The sequence below is a fragment of the Nonomuraea sp. NPDC051191 genome (assembly GCF_044455665.1).
Classification (GTDB): Bacteria; Actinomycetota; Actinomycetes; order Streptosporangiales; family Streptosporangiaceae; genus Nonomuraea.
In genome coordinates this window covers 193,587-211,059 of the sequence record NZ_JBITEZ010000003.1, presented here as the reverse complement: position 1 = coordinate 211,059, position 17,473 = coordinate 193,587, and the positions used below count along the sequence as shown (strand labels likewise).

Here is a 17,473-nt window from a genome sequence, read left to right as displayed (position 1 = left end):
CTTACGCGGGCTTGAGGGAGCCGAGAACCTTGCCGACCACGTCGGTGCCCAGATTGTCGGGAACGGAGATGTACAGCAGCGTCGGACGCTGCCCCGGCCCGCGGTCCATGAGCACGATCGCGGCGTTCTCCTTCTTCCACTTGTAGCCGTTCTTCTCCGCCACGGCGGTGAAGTCGAGCTGGAACTGCATCACCCACGCCTGGCGGTCGCCGATCTTGACGCCCTTGTTCTCGATGATCTTGGTCGTGTGCTGCGGCTCGTAGAACTCGGTGCTGAACTGCATGAACAGCGCCTTGCTCGTCTCCTCCAGCCCCGAGGCGCCCGCGTACGGGATGAGCCCGGCCAGCGGGCCCGCGTAGGCGTTGCCGATCCAGTCCTTGTCGCCCTCGTAGTTCTCCTGCGAGCTGGCCTGCACGCCGCTCGTCCACATCTGCTGGGACGGGTCCGAGCCGTTGACGTCGCCGTACGCGGGCACCTTCCAGCCGTCGGGCGCCAGGTAGGACAGGCCGCTCCGCGCGTCGGTGATGCGGCCGTCCTGGGGCTGCGGCAGCTCGCCGCCCTGCGAGGGCAGCTCGGTCGGCGGCCCGCCGGAGGGCGGCTCCTCGGTCGGGAACGGCTGCGACTCCTCGGTGGAGGGCGAGGCCACCGGGGTGCTGCCGCCCCGGTTGAGGAAGAAGATCCCGGCGACCACGATCAGCGCGACCACGACCAGCGCGGCCAGTCCGCCGAACACCCACGGCAGCGGGTTGCCCTGCTTGGGCGGCGCCTGCCCGGGGCCGGGCAGCGGACCGCCGGACCACTGCGTGGGCTGCTGCGTGGGCTGCTGCCCGAAGGCGGGCTGCCCCTGCGTGGGCTGCCCGTGGGCGGCACGGCCCTGGGCGGGCTGCTGTCCGGCCGCGGGCTGCCCGTAGGGGGGCTGGCCGAAGGTGGGCTGGCCGTACTGGAGAGTGGGGTTCGCCGGGCTGGCCGACCAGTCGGGGGACGACTGGGGCTGCGGCCCCGGGCCCGGCTGCGGCCCGGAGGACGGCTGCTGCGGCTGCGGCTGAGGCTGCCGCTCCTGCGCGTGGGTGGCGTCCGTCCATTGGTTGCCGTCCCACCAGCGGAGCTGCGGCTCTCCGTACGGGTCGGGGTACCAGCCCGCGGGGGTCTGCGTGGTCATGCCCGTCAGATTAGTAAGAACCGCTTTGTTGCGCATTCAGGGAACGTCAGCACTTGTACGTGAAGCTCGCCTTGTCCGTACGCACCGGGCCCGGTGAGAGCACCTTGAGCGTGGCCGTGGCCTTGACGTTGCTCTTGCCCGACAACGTCCAGCGCAACGGCACCGAGTAGGACGTCTTGTCCGCGCTCGTGCGCAGGCTGCCCTCGACCACCTCCTTGTCCAGGTTCTTGCGCCACTCGTAGCGGATCTCGCCCACGCCTCCGTTGGTGACCACCGTCGCGGTGAGGACGATCGCGCCGTCGCAGCCCAGCGTCTTCTTCGGCGCCACCACGTCGATCGACCGGACCGCCAGCTCGGGGGCGTCCGTCAGCCGGAACCAGGCCACGATCGCGCCCGCCATGACGACCGCGAAGATCGCCGTGGACAGGATCGTGCGCCGCCGCCGTCGCCGCGAGACCTTGGCCACCCGGCCGCCGGACCGCCTCTCCGGCTGGTGGACGGTCGCCGCGCCGTCACGTCCCTCGCGCCAGATCCGCTCGGCCGTCGTCTCCTGACGGTACTGCTGCGCGGTCCCGGCGGCCCCCGCCCCTGCGCCCGGGCCGGCTCCCGGGCCCACCCCCGGCCCGAACTGCAGGCGCGGCGGCGTCCCCGACGACCCCGACGACGGCACGTGCAGCAGCGTGACGATGTCGCCCTCGTCCTGGGGCGCCGGCGGCGGCTGCGCGGCGAACGACGGCGCCTGCGCGAACGCCGACCGGCCGCGGGCCGCACGGGCCAGCGCGTCCCGGCTGATCAGGCCGCCGGGCAGCGCCGCGCGTTCCTGGCTCAGCATGGCGCGGGCCGCGTCGAGGCCGAGCGTGGTGGCCGTGCCGGCGGCCCGTTCGAACAGGCCGGCGGCGCGCGGCGCGGTCTGCGTGAACGAGGCGGCCAGCCCGCGGGCCAGCGACGCCCAGCCCGCCGCGTCCCGCTCGCGCGGCGAGACCTGGCCGCGGATCGCGTCGGACAGGCCGCGCTCCGACAGCAGCGCGGCCCCCTCGGCGGTGATCACCACCGTGCCGGGGTGCACCGAGCCGTGCGTGACCCCGGCGGCGTGCAGCGCGAGCAGCGTCTGCCCGGTCTCCATCAGCACCGACGCCGCCCCCGCCGGGTCGATGGGCGCGCCGGAGAGCAGATCGGCCAGCGTGGGGCTGACCGCCTGCGCGGTGAGCAGCCACACCTGGTCGCCGGCCGCGACCACGTCGGCCACCGGGATCAGCCCGCCCAGGCCGCCCAGCACGAGGTGCTGGTCGGTCATGACCGTGTTCACCACCCGCTCCCGGACGCCGGGCCGGCCGATGACCCGCGGGTCGAACAGCAGCGCCCCGGCCCTGCGGCCGTCCGGCGAGATGGCGTCGATCCAGTTGCCCAGCTCGGTCATCCACGTGTGCTCGGTCAGCCGGAACCCGGCGATGCCGTTCCTGTGGTTGTCCATCCCCCTTGGCCCCCCGGCGCGTCTAGCGCTGCTTCCTGTGGCGTCCCGTCATGCGACGTTTCACCGCAAGTGTGACCGGAACCGCGCCGGACGTCATCAGGCCGAGCGCGAGCAGTCCGGCCTGAGCCTGGCCCACCTTGTCCAGGGTGGGCGTTTCGGTGCCCCCTTCGCCGCCGCCCGGGGTGCCGGTCGGACTGGGCTCCTCCGTCTCCGACGGCGGCGGGCTGGTGGGGGGCGTCCTGGTCGGGGGCGTCCTGGTGGGCGGGGCGGTGGTCGGGGGCGTCGGGGGCGGGGTGCGCGTGGGGGCGGCGGTGGTGGGCCTGCTGCCGTCGCTGGTCGTGCTGTTCCTGCCGGTGATGTCCGGCTCGGGGGAGTCCGTCGGGGTCGGCTTCGGCGTCCTGACCGGCCGCCTGGTCGGCTTCCGCGTCGGGGTCGGCCGGGGCGTCCTGGACGGCGAGGCCGAGGCCGACGCCGACGCCGTCGGCAGGACGGCCGGCGGGGTCGAGGCCACCGGGTCCGCGGACGTCGGCGTCGGGTCCGGCTCCGGGGTGCTCTCCTCGGGCGTCGCGGTCGGCTCCTCCGTGGGGTCGTCCGTGGGCTCGTCCTCGATCACCGGGTCGGCTCCGGTGGGCGTGACCTCGCTCGTCTGGGCCCGCAGCACCGGCTCGTCGGTGGAGGAGTTGACCAGGATCACGCCCACGGCCACCACCACGCCCACGGCCACCGCGCCGATCGCCACCTTGGCCGAGAGCTTGCTCAGCAGGCGGGCGGGGTCGGGGAAGCGGGTCTCGGTGAGCGCGGTCTGCGTCTCGGCGGGATCGTGCAGCGGGCTCGGGAACAGCAGGATCAGCAGGCCCGCCAGCGCGGCCAGGCGGCGGCGTCCGCGCTCCTCCCAGTCGGCGCCGTACGCCTCGGCCGCGATGGCCTCCAGCTCGGTCAGGAACGCCTCGGCGGACGGCGGCCGCTCGCCCGGCTGCTTGGCCAGGCCGCGTTCGACCAGGTTCTGCAGCGCCGTCGGCACCTCCTCGACGGGCGGCGGCGCGCTCTGGTGCTGACGGGCGAGCGCGGCGATGTTCGGCGCCCGGTAGGGCCGGGTGCCGGTCAGGCACTCGAAGAACACGACGGTGGCGGCGTAGACGTCGGTCGCGGGCCCGGCGGCCCCGCCCATCCACTGCTCCGGCGCCATGTACGGCGGCGTGCCCGCGGCGCTGACCCCCTCGCCGGCCCGGACCGCGATGCCGAAGTCCACCAGCTTGCTGACGCCGTCGCCCTGGACCATCACGTTCTCGGGCTTGAAGTCGCGATGGACGACGCCGATCGCGTGCGCGGCGGCCAGGCCCTGGAGCGAGCCCTTGAGCACGACCAGCGCGGCCTCGGGCCCGGTCGGCCCCTCGGAGCGCAGGATCTCGCGCAGCGAGACGCCGTTGATCAGCTCCATGACGATCGCCGCGCCCTGCCCCGACTCGACGTAGTCGATCAGGCGCGCGTGGTGCGAGCTCTGCAGGGTGCCGAGCAGCCGGGCCTCGTGCCGGAACCTGGCCACGAAGCCCATGTCGGACCTGAGCTCGTCATTGAGGTATTTGATGGCGACTTCCACGCCGTCGTGATCGCGCGCGGCCAGGACCACCCGGCCGGCGGCACCGCTGCCCAGTTCCCGGACTTCGGTGTAGCCGGGGACCCCCCACTGCCCTTCGCCGTACATAAAACGGTCTCCTCTGGAGTCATCGGGCCCCCACCCGCATCAAACGCTGCGTAGCTTAACCAGAGGGAAGGGCTTTCCCGCCACCGATATGCCGATATGGCCGAATTTGCGAGGTTAGTCCGCTGTGTCGGTCTTATTGGATTGTGGGGTTTCCTGTGGTTTGGGCGTTTCCTGTGGCTTTGGGGTTTCTTCCGGCTTGGGGGTTTCTCCAGGGCATTCCGGGGTCTTCCCGGTCGCCCGGTCCGCGCCGCCGTCCGCCGCGGGCGACGTGCTCGCCGTGACCGTCCAGGTGGTGCCGCACGGGACGGTCCTGAGCGCCCGGCTCACCGTCCTGGTGTACGTCGTGTCGCCGGACAGCGTGACCCGCTCCGAGCCGACCGATTCCCCGCCGATCAGGAACCCCACGTCCAGCGTCACCGGCCGGTCGTCGGACGTGACCACCGAGACGGTCGCCACCAGGCCGTTCTCGCCCAGCCCGGCCCGGACGACCGAGACCTTCCGTACGGCGGGCGGGCAGGCGACCTCGGTGCGGGCGGTCAGGACGCGGTCGCCGGCGCGGACCCGTACCGAGAGGGTGGAGCCGCAGGGGCGCGACCGGAAGGCGTGGGTGAAGACGCGGGAGTAGGCGGTCCGGCCGGACAGGCTCGCCGTACGGGTGCCGACGGTCTCGCCGTCCACCGCGAACGCGGCCTCGACCGGGATCTCGCCGGCGCCGGTGGCGAGCACCCTGACCTGGGCGCGCGCGGTCAGCCCCGGCGCGTCGGGCATCGCCAGCGAGACGAACAGCCCGCTCACCCGTGTCGGGCAGGCCGGCACCGACACCGAGGACGACCGGGGGCCGCCGGGCGCGGCGGGAGAGGTTGCGACGGTCAGCGTGACGGTCCGGCCGCAGGGACGTTCGCCGAGGTCCCAGGTGAAGGCGCGGGTATAGGAGGTCGCGCCGCTGAGCCGCAGCCGCTGGACGCGGCCGTCGTCGCCCGGCGCGGTCCACGTCCCGGTGGCGGTGACGGCGGCGCCCCCGCCGGTCCGGACGGTGACGGAGGCGCGCGCGACGCCGTCGTCGTCGACCGTGACGTCACCGACGCTCACCCCGAGGACGGTCGCGACGGGTGTCGGCGTCGGGGTGGGGGTCGGGGTGGGCGTGGGGGTCGGGGTGGGCGTCACCGGGGGTTTCGGCGTGGCGGTCCTGGTCGGCTTCCTCGTGGGCGTGGGCGTGGGCGTGGGCGTCGGTGTACGCGTCGGCGTGCGCGGGGCAGCGGTGGTGGTGGGCGGTCGCGAGGCGGGGGCCGTCGGGGGCGGCAGCAGTTCCGGCGAGGACGACGGGGACGGCGGCCCCTCCGGCGAGGTCCGCGGCGTCGCCTCGGGCGTCCTCGGCGGCGCGATCACGGCCTCCTCGGTGCCCGGCGGCGCGGCCACCGCCTCGGTCGTGGCCGGCGGCACCGCGACGGCCGCGCCGACCGGCTGCTCGGGCGGCTGCCGCCGGGCGGCGAGCGCGACCACCACCGCCACCGTCACCACCGCCACCAGGGCGGTGCCCATGCCCACCCGCACCGCGTTGGAACGCAGGCCGCGGAAGACCGTCCTGGCCAGCGACGTGGTGACCTCGGGGGTGGGCTGCGGCGGGGTCGGCAGCAGCAGCGCGAGCAGGGCCACCAGCGCGGCCAGGCGCCGCCGGCCGCGCTCCTCCCAGTCCTCGCCGTACGCGGCCCGCGCCGTGGCCTCCAGCTCCTCCACGAAGGCCAGCGCGCTCTGCGGCCGGTCCCGCGGCTCCTTGGCCAGGCCGCGCCGGACGAGCTCCTGAACCGGCTCGGGCGCGTCGTGGAAGGGCACCGGGGCGTGCACGTGCTGGTAGCCGAGCACGCTGGCCTCGGTGGACCGGTACGGCCGGTGCCCGGTCAGGCACTCGAAGAAGACCGCGGTGGCCGCGTACACGTCGGTCGCCGGGGAGGCGGGCCTGCCGGCCCACAACTCCGGCGCCATGTAGGGCGGCGTGCCCTCCGGATGCGTGGCCGTGCCCTGCGGCACCGCGACGCCGAAGTCCACGAGCTTGCTCATGCCGTCGTCGCGGACGAGCACGTTCTCGGGCTTGTAGTCCTTGTGCACGACCCCGGACCTGTGGGCCCTGGCCAGGCCCAGCAGCGAGCCCTTCAGCACGACCAGCGCCGCCTCGGGCTCGGTCGTGCCGTTCTCACGCAGCAGGGCGCGCAGCGAGACGCCGTTGACCAGCTCCATCACGATGCAGGCGCCGTTCGGCTCCTGGATGTACTCCCACATCGTGGCGATGTTGGGATCGCGCAGCGAGGTCAGCACCCGCGCCTCGGCCTGGAAACGGGACAGGGCGGCGGGGTCGCGCAGCAGTGCCTCGGAGAGGTACTTGATCGCGACCTTCACGCCCGTCTCGTCGTGCACGCCCAGCACGACGCGCCCGCTCGCGCCCGCGCCGAGCTGTCTGATCTCCGTGTAACCGGGAGCACTCCACTCCATCGCCCTCTCCCATCAGGAGCCGGCCCACCTGATGAGACGCGTGATCAAGGAGTCGGGTTTGCCAGGTGGTTCCGGAATTATGGAACTACTCCCGATGGAGGATGTGAACCGGTATATCGATACCTTCTGGAAGTGCCGGATCCGGTTGCGGTTCGCCCCAGGTCGTGACCAGCGGATGCACCCCGGCCCAGACCGGAAGCGCATAGTCCTCCTCGTCGTCCTCCGGAGCCCCCTGGCGGATCTTGACCGACGCCTCCGCCAGCGACAGGGCCAGCACGGCCGTGGCGGCCAGCTCCTTGCGCGTGGGCGGGCGGACGTAGTCCCACTGGCCGGGGGCGAGCTGCTCGGTGAGCGCCCGCAGCGCCGCCAGCCGCTCGTCGGGATCGGTGACCAGCCGGGCCCGGCCGTAGACGATCGCCGAACGGTAGTTGACGGAGTGGTTGAAGACCGAACGGGCCAGCACGATGCCGTCCACGTGGGTGACCGTGACGCACACCTCGTCGCCGTCGCCGGCCCGCAGCGACCGGGCGCCGGTGGAGCCGTGCAGGTAGAGGGTGTCGCCGATCCTGCCGTAGCCGGTGGGCACGACCATGGGACAGCCGTCGGCCAGCACGCCCAGGTGGCAGACCAGCCCGGCGTCGAGCACCTCGTAGAGGTCGTTCCTGTCGGTGCTGCCGCGGTGCTTCTCTCGGCCGAGGGTCGTGCGCGGGGTGGAGGAGAGCATGATTCGACGCTAGTCGCGAAGTGGACCTATCCTGTAGGGCCACTAACCCACCCTTCCTAGAGACCACTTCCGTGCGCACCAACGTTGACCTGCCCGTATCCCTGTCCCGCGGCTCGGCCGTCCCGCTGACCACCCAGCTCGCCGACTGGCTGCGCCGCGCCATGATGGGCGGCGCGCTCGCGCCGGGCGAGCGGTTGCCGTCCACGCGGGCGCTGGCCGACCAGCTCAAGGTCAGCCGGACGGTCGTCACCGAGGCGTACCAGCAGCTCTACGCCGAGGGCTGGCTGGAGGGGCGCCACGGGTCCGGCACGTTCGTGGCGGCCATGGAGTCGCACGTCCCGCCCCGCGAGAGCCGGTACGAGCCGGCGCCGCCCGCCCGCCGCCCCCAGGGGGAGTGGATCGACCTGCGTCCCGGCGACCCCTGGGTGCGCGACTACGACCGGGCCGCCTGGAAGCGGGCCTGGCGCAGGGCCGGCGAGCTGCCGCCCGGCGACTCGCCCGACCCCCACGGCCTGCCGCGCCTGCGCGAGCTGCTCGCCGACCACCTGCGCAGGGCCAGAGGCATGGCCGTCGGCCCGGAGAACGTCCTGGTCACCAGGGGCACCGGCAACGGCCTCGACCTGTGCGCGCTGGCCCTGCTGTCCGGCGGCGGACGCGCGGGCGTCGAGGACCCGGGCTACCACGTGGCCCGCACGGTGTTCGCGGCCAGGGGCGCCGAGGTCGTGCCCTGCCCGGTCGACGAGGACGGCGTGATCGTCGACGGCCTCCCGCGCGACCTGCGCGTCCTCTACACCACCCCGGCCCACCAGTACCCGCTGGGCGGCCGGCTGCCGATCCCGCGCAGGGAACGCCTGCTGTCCTGGGCCAGGAGCACCGGCGCCACGATCGTCGAGGACGACTACGACGGCGAGTTCCGCTACGACGTCGCCCCCCTGCCGGCCCTCTTCGGCCTCGACCCCACCCGCGTCGTGCTGCTCGGCAGCCTGTCCAAGACCCTCTCGCCCGACGTCGGCGTCGGCTGGCTGGTCGGCACGCCCGACCTGGTGAGCCGGATCGCCGCCGTCCGCGACATGATGTCCGACCGCACCAGCGGCCCGGTGCAGCACGCCGTCGCCACTCTCCTGGAACGCGGCGACCTCGATCGCCACCTGCGCAGGATGCGCCTGGAGTACGCCCGCCGCCGGGCCGCCATCGTGGAGATCCTCGGCCCGGTCTGCCGCCTGCGCGGTGACACCGCCGGCCTGCACGTGCTGGCCGAGCTGCCGGCGGGCGACGTCCAGGGGGTCGTCGACCGGGCCAGGGAGCGCGGCGTGCTGCTCGACCCCGCCGACCGCCACCACCACGACCGCGCCCGCCTGCACGGCCTGGTCCTCGGCTACGGCTCGGCCTCGCTCAGGGACGTCCGGCGCGGCTGCGCGGTGCTGGCCGGCCTGATCCGGGATGCTCAGGGCGGATTGAGTATCTGAGCGCTGGCGGCGGACGTCCCGCCGTCGGCAGGGTGGCGGGCATGAAACCCTGGCTCCTGCTGATCTCGTTGCTCGTCACGGCGGTCACCGCCTGGCTCGTGCTCCACGCGGGCGTGCCCCTGTCCACGTTGCTGTCGCTGGGCCTGGGCGCGGTCTGCCTGTTCTGGCTGGTCGTCCTGCTGACCTTCCCGTGGAACCTGTCCTTCGCCGCCCGGCAGGTGGTGCACGACATCGCGGTCTCCCGCGAGTCGGGCATCGAGGTCCCGGCCCACCGCGAGGAGGAGGCCAGGACGATCGCCCGCCGCATGCTCGTCCTCGCGGTCGCCGGGCACGTGGTCTCGGCCGTCGTGGTCGCGGTCGTCACGTTCTTCTCCGGCCGGCAGGTCGGCTACTACTTCGCCGGGTTCTACCTGCTGGCCACCGCGTTCCGGCCGGCCGGGGCCTACGTCGCGCACCTGCGCGAGCGGGTCAGGACCCTCGGCGGCGAGGTCCGCTACCCGCGCCTCGACGTGATCGCGCTGCGCGGCCAGGTCGAGACGCTGACCGCCGCCTCCGAACGGCTCGCCGGGCAGGTCGAGGAGCTCGGCGGCGAGCTCGCGGCCGCCAGGGCCGGTCTGGAGCAGGCCGACCACGACCTGGCCCGCCGCATCACGCTGATGGCCCGCCGCTTCGAGGAGACCGTGGACGGCCTGAACGACAACCAGGAGATCATCACCGGACTGCGCGCGTTCCTCAGGCTGGTTCGCGCGGACCCCGCGTAGGCGGCTCAAGAGTGCGCAGCACGGGCAGGGAACGGGACACGTACACCGGGTCGACGGGCAGCACGTGCCGGGCCCACCAGCGGGCGGGGCCCGGGTCCGGCGAGGCGTCGGTGAAGCCGGGGGCGTAGTCGTCGTACGGCGGGTCGTACAGGTAGCCGGTGGCCACCCCGCGGCGCTCCAGCTCGGCGACGGCCGCGTCCCGGTCGCGCACCAGCAGCGGGACGCGGAACAGCGGCTGATCGAGGTTGTCCAGCACGGCGGGCGCCACCGTGGGCAGCTCGGCCAGCCGGGCGATCCCGGCCAGCCGCCGCGCCCGCTCGCCGGGCACCTTGGCCAGGCGCCTGGACTGGTACCAGCCGACCAGCCGCCCCCGCCGGGCGCGGTAGGCCGCCAGGTCGGCGCGTACCCACGGGTCGAACGGCGGCAGCGCGGGCACCTGCTTGAGCGCCAGCTCCAGCGCGTCGGCCTCCAGGGCGATGCGGTAGCCCTCGCGCTCCTCCTGCATGCCGAGGGCGCGCATGAGCGCGAGCGCGGGCCGTACGAGGCCGAGCCGGAGCGCCGCCTGCCGGGCCATGGACGTGGCGACGCTGACCAGGTCGGCGCGGAGCGCGCCGGGGACGAGCAGTTCGTCGCGGGCGCGTTCGAGCGCTTCGAGGTCGGCGCGGTCGGTCACGGCCAGCACGCCGCCCGAGCCCGCCCCCGGATGCTTGGACAGGCTGAAGACCCCCGCCTGGCCGAACGTGCCCAGCGGACGCCCGCCGGGAGCGGTCTCCAGGGCGTGGGCCACGTCCTCGATCAGGATTTTTCCCGCGAAGGCGGACACCTGGTCGGGCAGGCCGTACAGGTTCGTGGTCAGGACGGCGTCCACGGTGGACAGGTCGGCGCGGGAGACGTCGATGTTGCCGTCACGCGGGTTCAGCGGCGCGATCACCGGCCGCAGGCCGGCCGCCAGCACCAGGAAGAGGATCTCGTCGGCCGAGATCGGCGACATGAGCAGCCGCTGACCCGGCAGGCACCAGTGGCGCAGCGCGAGGTAGAGGCCGAGGCGGTTGGAGGGGAGCGACAGGCAGTGCCGTCCGGTGCGCTCCGCGATGAGTCTCACCCTTGTAGGACGGTACGCAGTCGCCCAAAGGTTTTCAACGCTTTGTCCGCGGTCTTGAGCAGCAGCGGGTTGGCCATCACCGTGGCGCGCGTCTTGCGCACCGGCACCCGCATCATCCAGTGGACCCCGGCCGCCACCCCGGCCCTGGCCACCCGGCCCTCGGCCACCTCGTACTGGCCGTTCTTCAGCTTGTCCTTGTACTCCTTCTCGCCCCGGCCCATGTCGATCACCTGGACGCCCGAGGCGGCGGCCGCCTCGGCCATCGCCAGGTGGTGGATGAGCCCGGGGGAGTACTTGGCGAACTGCGTGTCGTAGGCCGGGAACCAGCCGGCCAGCGTCGTACGGGTGCGCACCCCGAAGTGCCCGGCCACGGGCACGTCGTCGACGTAGACCATGTCGAGCACGCCGGCGAAGCCGTCGGATTGGGTCGCGAGCAGCCGCTCGACCAGCTCGACGATCCACCGCTGGGCGAACCGGTCGGTGCGCCCGGTACGCCGGTACTGGTCGGTCTTCCAGCCGAGCAGCGTCTGCAGCGGCCCGGTGTCGGTGATCGCGTAGTCGTGGCGCAGCGCGCCCGCCTCGCGCTGCAGCTTGCGCGACTTGGCCAGGGTCGACTTGTACGTCTTGCCGGACTGGGCCTTCAGCGTCTCGGTGTAGGGGCCGTAGCCGTCGCGCAGGTCGATGATCGGCGAGGGGTGCGTGGTGTGCCGCCCGTCGAGCAGCGGCTGGCCCGCGACCAGGTGGTCGAACTCGTAGACCGACAGCCCGCACGCCTTGATCAGGCGGTGCGGGTCGAGGTCGAACCCCTTGGCGTGGACCAGGCCCTGCGCGTCGGTGAGCCCCGCGGCGACCGGCTTGCCGATGCCCAGCGGATGACGTTCGAAGGGGAAGAAGCCGACGATGTCCGGCCCGTCGTACAGGATGGCCACCCGGACAGGATCCCGCAGATCGCCCACCGTGACCGTGAACTCCGGGGACAGGAAGGGGTTGTCGAAGGCGGCGTCCGACTCCTGAAGGGCGCGCCATCGGCTGATCTCGGGCTGTCCCAGTTCGCGAGGGTGGGCAACGGTGACGCGCATGGGCTCCTACTGTCGGCTTACCACGATCTGACCAGCATGCGGTCAGAGGTGTATGGCCAGATTAAAGGATGAGAATCCATGCCTGGGCTAGGCCGGGCCTACTGTTATGCAACTCTCAGCTGGCTTTCAGGACCGAGTGGCGTTCTAATGTGTTTCCATGACCGTACCAGGGATCGACTGGCCCCGGCTGGTCTCGTGGCTGGGCCTGAACGTGCCGGACGCGGGGGAGCCGCTGTCCGTCTCGCTGATCTCCGGAGGCAGGTCGAACCTGACCTACCTGGTGGAGGCGCGCGAGCGCCGGCTGGTGCTGCGCAGGCCGCCGCTGGGTCACGTGCTGCCCACCGCCCACGACATGCGGCGGGAGTGGCGGGTCATCTCCGCGCTCGCGCAGACGCCCGTCCCGGTGCCCGAGCCGGTCGCCTTCTGCGCCGACGAAGAGGTGGTCGGGGCGCCGTTCTACGTCATGGGGTACGTGCCGGGCGCCGCCGTCCAGACCAGGGCCGAGCTGGGCGAGCCGACGCCGGCCCAGACGCGGCGGCTGTCGGAGCGGCTGGCCGAGGTGCTGGCCGCCATCCACGCCGTGGACTACCGCGAGGTGGGCCTCGGCGACTTCGGCCGGCCCGAGGGGTACATGGCCCGGCAGCTCGACCGGTGGTGCCAGCAGTGGGAACGGTCGAAGACCGCAGACCTGCCCGACTACGACAGCCTCGTACGGCGGCTGCGCGAGCGGCTGCCCGTCACGTCCGACAGCACGTTGGTGCACGGCGACTACCGGCTCGACAACACGCTGGTGCGCCTGGCGCCGCCGCCGGCCGAGATCGAGATCATGGCCGTGGTCGACTGGGAGATGTCCACGCTCGGCGACCCGCTGGCCGACCTGGGGCTGACGCTGACGTACTGGCACGATCGCGGGGACGACGAGCGGGCCCGCATCCCGGTGTCGGGGGACGTGACGGTGGCGCCGGGGTTCATGAACGCCGCCGAGTTCGCCGCCCACTACGGGAAAGTGTCAGGTCGCGATATTTCGGACCTTGGGTTCTATGTGGCCTTTGGCAATTTCAAGCTCGCGGTCATCGTGGAGGGTATCCACGCCCGGTTCAAGCAGGGTAAGACCGTGGGGGAGGGGTTCGACCGCATCGGTGCGGCCGTTCCGACGCTGATCTCCCGCGCCCATCGCATGCTCGACCAGCCCTGACCTTCCGCGTTCATCGCAATGCCCGACCAGTCCTGATCTCCCGCGCCCGGCGCGATGCTCGACCAGTCCCGACCTTCCGCGTCCATCGCGATGCTCGACCAGTCCCGACCTTCCGCGCCTATCGCAAAGCTCGACCAGCCCTGACCCTCGCAAGGAGCGTTATGAGCACAGTTGCACTCATCACCGGAGCGGCGAGCGGCATCGGCGCCGCGGTGGCCCGGCGGTTGTCGTCGGGCGGCGCGAAGTGCGTCCTCGTCGACCGCGACGCCGAGGGGGTCGAGCGGCTGGCCAAGGAGGTCGAGGGCGCGTGGCTGGCCGCCGACGTCAGCAACGAGGAAGCCTCGCTGGAGGCCGTCGCGCTCGCCGAGCAGCGGTACGGCCGCCTCGACCTGGTGCACCTCAACGCCGGCATCTCCGGCGGCGTCGACCTCGCGGACTTCGACCTGGACCGCTACCGCGCGATCGTCGGCGTGAACGTGGACGGCGTCGTCTTCGGCGTGCGCGCCAGCGTGCCGCTGCTGACCAGGTCGGGCGGCGGCGCGATCGTGGCCACGTCCTCGCTGGCCGGGCTGGTGGCCTTCGCCGGCGACCCGATCTACACGATGACCAAGCACGCCGTCGTCGGACTCGTCCGGGCGCTGGCCGAGCCGCTGTCCCAGCAGAACATCCGGATCAACGCCGTCTGCCCCGGATTCACCGACACTCCGCTGGTGGCCGCCGCGCGGGAGATGTTCGTGAACGCCGGATTCCCGCTGCTCACGGCCGAGGACGTCGCCGCCGCCGTCGAGTCGGCCTTCTACGCCGAGACGCCGGGCACCCTTCTCGTCGTGCAGCCGGGTAGGCAGCCGGTGCCGTACCGTTACTCGGGGGTTCCCGGGCCCGCGGGCGGTCAGCGGCCACCCGCTTCCGACTGACGTCAAGTCTGCTGCAAGCGGGACGATTACCGTCATAAGGGCTGGGCACTGCCCGGTTCTTGATACGTTGCGTGATGGTAAGGAGCGTTCCGTGATTCCCAGCGACGGCAGACACGCGCGCAGACGGTCGCCATGGCCGATCGCCCTCGGGGCGGGCATCCTCGCGGTCGTGCTCGTCGTCGGCATCATGATCTACGCGGGCGTCCGGTCGAGCTCGCGCGTGGGCGACAAGGGCTACAAGGGCGGCGAGGTGGCCGAGGTCGGGCCGACCCAGGCCCCGCCGCAGCTCGAACAGCCGCCCGTGCTCCAGAACTGGCCCCGCTGGGGCGTCACGCACACGCAGTACAGCACGGAGACCGAGCCGCGGCAGGTCGTCGAGCAGGCCAGGGGCATGCTGGGACGGGTGCCGATGCTGCAGAACCAGCACATCATGGGCTGGGGGGTGGGCAACCCCGAACCGAGCCCCGGCCAGTTCAGCTTCCGCGACCTCGACCGGCGGCTGACGTTCATGGCGTCGTCGCGGGCCGTGCCGGTGATCACCCTGTGCTGCGCGCCCGACTGGATGAAGGGCGGGCAGCCCGGACGTACCGACTGGAGCAAGAACCACACCGTCGCTCCCAAACCAGAGCATTTCGACGACTACGCCAAGCTGGCCGCGCGGGTGGCCAGGCAGTATCCGACCGTCAAGTACTACATGGTGTGGAACGAGTTCAAGGGCTTCTGGGACCCGTCGACCAACCGGTGGGACGTCGAGGGATACACGCAGCTGTACAACAAGGTCTACACGGCGTTGAAGAAGGTGGACCCGCAGATCAAGGTGGGCGGGCCGTACATGCCGATCGAGAGCGGCTCGGGCGACGGCGCCTCCGAGCTGAAGGGCCCGTGGGGAACCGTCGACCAGCGGGCGCTCGACGCGATCGAGTACTGGATCCAGAACAAGAAGGGCGCCGACTTCGTCGTCGTGGACGGCGCCTCCATGACGACCGACAAGGGGAACGTTCCCGACGACTTCGGCGCGCTCGGCAAGTTCAGCGCGATCACCACGTGGCTGCGGCAGAAGAGCGACGACCTGCCCGTCTGGTGGGCCGAGTGGTACGTCGAGCCGGAGAACTCGGGGTGGAGCGAGGAGCGGCGCACGGCCGTGCAGGCGGCGGCGCTGATGGAGTTCGCCAGGAGCGGCGTCACCACGGCCCTGTACTGGAACCCGCAGGTGAAGGGCTCCGGTGACTGCCCCGGCTGCCTGTGGGCTCCCGGGCGGGGGGACGAGATGCCGATGGCGGGGCTGCTGAGCGGCTTCACCCGGTGGTTCCCGGCGGGGGCGCGGCTCGACGGGGCGGTGACGTCGTCCGATCCCAAAGTGAAGGTGCTGGCGCAGGAGCAGCAGGTCGTCATGGTGAACACGTCCGACCGGGAGGTCACGGCCACGGTGGACGGCAGGGCGGTGACGCTGGGGGCGTACGAGATCAAGTGGGCCGGCAGAGGCGGCACCTGACGACCTCCCCCACCGGGTGGGCCTGCTGGAGCCCACCCGGGAGGGGGCCTTCGGCCCTCAGGGGTGATGCGTGTCGTTGCGTGGCCACCGGGTGGGCCTGCGGAGAGCCTTGCGCCTCAGGTTAAGAGCGACCGACTACCGCCACCACAGGACGAACAGGTCGAACCGGTCGAACGCTCTGGCGTGGCGTACTGACGCTGCGAACACGACGACCCGCCGCCCGAGTTCGCGCCACGGCCCCCCAACCAGCCGTCCGCCCGGCACGGTCCACCACTCCGCTGATCCAGGCAGACGGGAACGTAGAGTGGTGCTCCATAAGCTGAAAGTGACCGACTTGTGATGCCGGGGGCCGTGATGACCGACAGCAGCAACGCCGAGCCGCCCATCGTGCACCTTCTCGACCCGATGAGCGCGGCCTACGACGCCGCCTTCGCCACCTTCCTGGCCCACACCGACCAGAAGATCCGGGCCCGCGAGGAACTGGGCCGGGTCGTGGACCGGCTGCCCCACCGCCGTACGCTCATCGACGCCGGCGCGGGGACGGGCGAGACCACCGCCTGGCTGGCCCCCAGCTTCGAGCGGACCATCGCCATCGAGCCCAACGAGCACCTCCGGGCGGAACTGGTCAGGCGGTGTCCTGAGGCGACCGTCCTCGGCCAGGGGGTTGCCGTCGCCGATCCGGGGGAGTCGGCCGACCTCGTGTTGTGTGCGCACGTCCTGTACTACATCCCGCAGGAGTCCTGGCTGCATCAGCTCCAGCGGCTGGCCTCCTGGACCGCCGAGGGCGGCTTCACCGTGGTCGTCATGCAGAACCCCGACAGCGACTGCATGCGCCTGCTGCGGCGTTTCACCGGGCACCGCTACGACCTGGACGCGCTCGGACGCGCCTTCGCCGCCACCGCCGGCGCCGAATGGGAGATCGGCATCAGCACGGACCCGGCCTCCGTCACCATGCCCGACCTGGAAACCGCCCTGGCCGTCGCGCAGTTCATGCTCAACGTGGTCCCGCTGGCGCAGCCGCCCGTCGTGGACGAGGTCGCCGCCTACCTCCAGGAGCACTTCCGCACCCCGGACGGCTACCGTCTGAGCTGCGACCAGGACTTCCTGGAACTACAACGCAACGGTCCAGGCACCTGACCGGCCCAGACACCTGACAGGCCCAGACACCTGACAGGCCCGTACGCCTGACCGGCCCGACGCCCGAGCGGCCCGGACACCGACCGGCCCGTACGCCTGAACGGCCCGACATCGTGAACGGCCCAGGGGCTTGAGCGGCCGGACCATCCGAGCGGTCCGGACACCCGAGCAGGCCGCTCGCGCCCGAACCCCCTCAGCCGACCTGGGCGTGCGGCGGTGTGACGGCCATCGTGAAGGCGGTCTCGGTGAGGAGCGCGTGATCGAAGGAGATGTGCGGCCGCGTGCCACGTTCGAGCTGCTGCAATCCGAGCACCACCGCCAGCGCGAGCAGCGCGCGCCGTTCCGCCTCCTCCGCGCCGAAGCCCAGCTCCACCAGGAGCCCGGCGACGAAGTCGACGCGGCGGCGGGTGACCCGGGTGACGACGTCGGCGACGCCTTCGTGTTCGGCGTCGAGGTAGAGGCGGCTCTCGCCGCCGCGCCGCCCGGCGCGGGCCGCGACCGTGCCGAACAGGGCGCGCAGCCGGGCGCGTGGCTCGGCCTCGGCGGAGGCGGCCGCGATGATGTGCTCGGTCTCCTCGGCCTCCCAGCGTTCCATGACGGCCCGGACGAGCGCGCCGCGGTCGGCGTGGTGCCAGTAGAAGGAGCCCTTGGTGGTGCCGAGGTCGCGGGCGACGGCCTCGACCCGCACCGAGTCCAGTCCGATCTTGGTGAAACGCGCGTACGCGGCGTCCACCCACTGTTCCGCCGTGATCCTGCGGCCCCCTTGCGCCATTTGCCATACGGTACC

At 72.5% G+C, this 17,473-nt stretch carries 14 protein-coding genes; 6 read left to right on the top strand and 8 right to left on the bottom strand.

Annotation, left to right across the window (positions count from 1 at the left end; all coding sequences use genetic code 11):
• Position 1: 1 nt before the first annotated feature.
• The 5 genes from ACIA8R_RS09375 to ACIA8R_RS09355 form a co-directional block, all read right to left on the bottom strand.
• Positions 2 to 1,159, bottom strand: coding sequence for a DUF2510 domain-containing protein (locus ACIA8R_RS09375; protein ID WP_357699235.1), 1,158 nt, complete (start codon positions 1,157 to 1,159; stop codon positions 2 to 4).
• A gap of 46 nt (positions 1,160 to 1,205) precedes the next feature.
• A complete protein-coding gene (locus ACIA8R_RS09370) occupies positions 1,206 to 2,630 on the bottom strand; it encodes a hypothetical protein (protein ID WP_397037575.1) in 1,425 nt (474 codons plus the stop codon).
• Positions 2,631 to 2,652: 22 nt separating this feature from the next.
• A complete protein-coding gene (locus ACIA8R_RS09365) occupies positions 2,653 to 4,332 on the bottom strand; it encodes a protein kinase (protein ID WP_397037571.1) in 1,680 nt (559 codons plus the stop codon).
• A 114-nt stretch (positions 4,333 to 4,446) separates the two neighbouring features.
• A complete protein-coding gene (locus tag ACIA8R_RS09360; RefSeq protein ID WP_397037569.1) occupies positions 4,447 to 6,816 on the bottom strand; it encodes a serine/threonine-protein kinase in 2,370 nt (789 codons plus the stop codon).
• A gap of 85 nt (positions 6,817 to 6,901) precedes the next feature.
• Positions 6,902 to 7,540, bottom strand: coding sequence for a pyridoxamine 5'-phosphate oxidase family protein (locus ACIA8R_RS09355; protein WP_357699243.1), 639 nt, complete (start codon positions 7,538 to 7,540; stop codon positions 6,902 to 6,904).
• A gap of 71 nt (positions 7,541 to 7,611) precedes the next feature.
• Here ACIA8R_RS09355 and ACIA8R_RS09350 point away from each other — a divergent pair, with 71 nt between their 5' ends.
• On the top strand, positions 7,612 to 9,006 hold the full coding sequence (locus tag ACIA8R_RS09350) for a PLP-dependent aminotransferase family protein (RefSeq protein ID WP_397037567.1): 1,395 nt from the start codon (positions 7,612 to 7,614) through the stop codon (positions 9,004 to 9,006).
• A 41-nt stretch (positions 9,007 to 9,047) separates the two neighbouring features.
• Complete coding sequence (locus ACIA8R_RS09345; protein WP_364084575.1) at positions 9,048 to 9,767, top strand: hypothetical protein; 720 nt, start codon at positions 9,048 to 9,050, stop codon at positions 9,765 to 9,767.
• Here the strand turns inward: ACIA8R_RS09345 and ACIA8R_RS09340 are convergent.
• Both ACIA8R_RS09340 and ACIA8R_RS09335 read right to left on the bottom strand, forming a co-directional pair.
• Complete coding sequence (locus ACIA8R_RS09340; RefSeq protein ID WP_357699249.1) at positions 9,739 to 10,869, bottom strand: DegT/DnrJ/EryC1/StrS family aminotransferase; 1,131 nt, start codon at positions 10,867 to 10,869, stop codon at positions 9,739 to 9,741. The two genes, ACIA8R_RS09345 and ACIA8R_RS09340, sit on opposite strands and share 29 nt — an antisense overlap.
• Positions 10,866 to 11,948: a GNAT family N-acetyltransferase gene (locus ACIA8R_RS09335; RefSeq protein ID WP_364084569.1), complete on the bottom strand. Its 1,083-nt coding sequence runs from the start codon at positions 11,946 to 11,948 to the stop codon at positions 10,866 to 10,868. Before ACIA8R_RS09335 ends, ACIA8R_RS09340 begins: the two co-directional genes overlap by 4 nt.
• 157 nt (positions 11,949 to 12,105) lie before the next feature.
• On the opposite strand from ACIA8R_RS09335, the gene ACIA8R_RS09330 reads away from it, so the two are divergent.
• The 4 genes from ACIA8R_RS09330 to ACIA8R_RS09315 all read left to right on the top strand — a co-directional run bounded on the left by ACIA8R_RS09330 (position 12,106) and on the right by ACIA8R_RS09315 (position 16,686).
• Positions 12,106 to 13,143 (top strand): phosphotransferase family protein, encoded by a 1,038-nt coding sequence (locus ACIA8R_RS09330; protein ID WP_357699253.1) that lies wholly within the window; start codon positions 12,106 to 12,108, stop codon positions 13,141 to 13,143.
• 161 nt (positions 13,144 to 13,304) lie between these two features.
• Positions 13,305 to 14,057 (top strand): SDR family oxidoreductase, encoded by a 753-nt coding sequence (locus tag ACIA8R_RS09325; RefSeq protein WP_357699255.1) that lies wholly within the window; start codon positions 13,305 to 13,307, stop codon positions 14,055 to 14,057.
• 91 nt (positions 14,058 to 14,148) lie between these two features.
• The gene (locus ACIA8R_RS09320) at positions 14,149 to 15,549 is read left to right on the top strand and encodes a xylan 1,4-beta-xylosidase (protein ID WP_397037564.1); all 1,401 of its coding nucleotides are present in this window, start codon (positions 14,149 to 14,151) and stop codon (positions 15,547 to 15,549) included.
• 354 nt (positions 15,550 to 15,903) lie between these two features.
• A complete protein-coding gene (locus ACIA8R_RS09315) occupies positions 15,904 to 16,686 on the top strand; it encodes a class I SAM-dependent methyltransferase (RefSeq protein ID WP_397037562.1) in 783 nt (260 codons plus the stop codon).
• A 193-nt stretch (positions 16,687 to 16,879) separates the two neighbouring features.
• Here ACIA8R_RS09315 and ACIA8R_RS09310 read toward each other — a convergent pair whose 3' ends face one another.
• A complete protein-coding gene (locus ACIA8R_RS09310) occupies positions 16,880 to 17,458 on the bottom strand; it encodes a TetR/AcrR family transcriptional regulator (RefSeq protein WP_397037560.1) in 579 nt (192 codons plus the stop codon).
• Positions 17,459 to 17,473 lie beyond the last annotated feature (15 nt).

Bases quoted from the DNA above. Each gene is read 5' to 3' on its own strand.
- ACIA8R_RS09375 (WP_357699235.1), bottom strand. From the start codon at position 1,159: ATGACCACGCAGACCCCCGCGGGCTGGTACCCCGACCCGTACGGAGAG.
- ACIA8R_RS09365 (WP_397037571.1), bottom strand. From the start codon at position 4,332: ATGTACGGCGAAGGGCAGTGGGGGGTCCCCGGCTACACCGAAGTCCGG.
- ACIA8R_RS09315 (WP_397037562.1), top strand. From the start codon at position 15,904: ATGACCGACAGCAGCAACGCCGAGCCGCCCATCGTGCACCTTCTCGAC.
- ACIA8R_RS09335 (WP_364084569.1), bottom strand. From the start codon at position 11,948: ATGCGCGTCACCGTTGCCCACCCTCGCGAACTGGGACAGCCCGAGATC.
- ACIA8R_RS09370 (WP_397037575.1), bottom strand. From the start codon at position 2,630: ATGGACAACCACAGGAACGGCATCGCCGGGTTCCGGCTGACCGAGCAC.
- ACIA8R_RS09325 (WP_357699255.1), top strand. From the start codon at position 13,305: ATGAGCACAGTTGCACTCATCACCGGAGCGGCGAGCGGCATCGGCGCC.
- ACIA8R_RS09310 (WP_397037560.1), bottom strand. From the start codon at position 17,458: ATGGCGCAAGGGGGCCGCAGGATCACGGCGGAACAGTGGGTGGACGCC.
- ACIA8R_RS09360 (WP_397037569.1), bottom strand. From the start codon at position 6,816: ATGGAGTGGAGTGCTCCCGGTTACACGGAGATCAGACAGCTCGGCGCG.
- ACIA8R_RS09355 (WP_357699243.1), bottom strand. From the start codon at position 7,540: ATGCTCTCCTCCACCCCGCGCACGACCCTCGGCCGAGAGAAGCACCGC.
- ACIA8R_RS09345 (WP_364084575.1), top strand. From the start codon at position 9,048: ATGAAACCCTGGCTCCTGCTGATCTCGTTGCTCGTCACGGCGGTCACC.
- ACIA8R_RS09330 (WP_357699253.1), top strand. From the start codon at position 12,106: ATGACCGTACCAGGGATCGACTGGCCCCGGCTGGTCTCGTGGCTGGGC.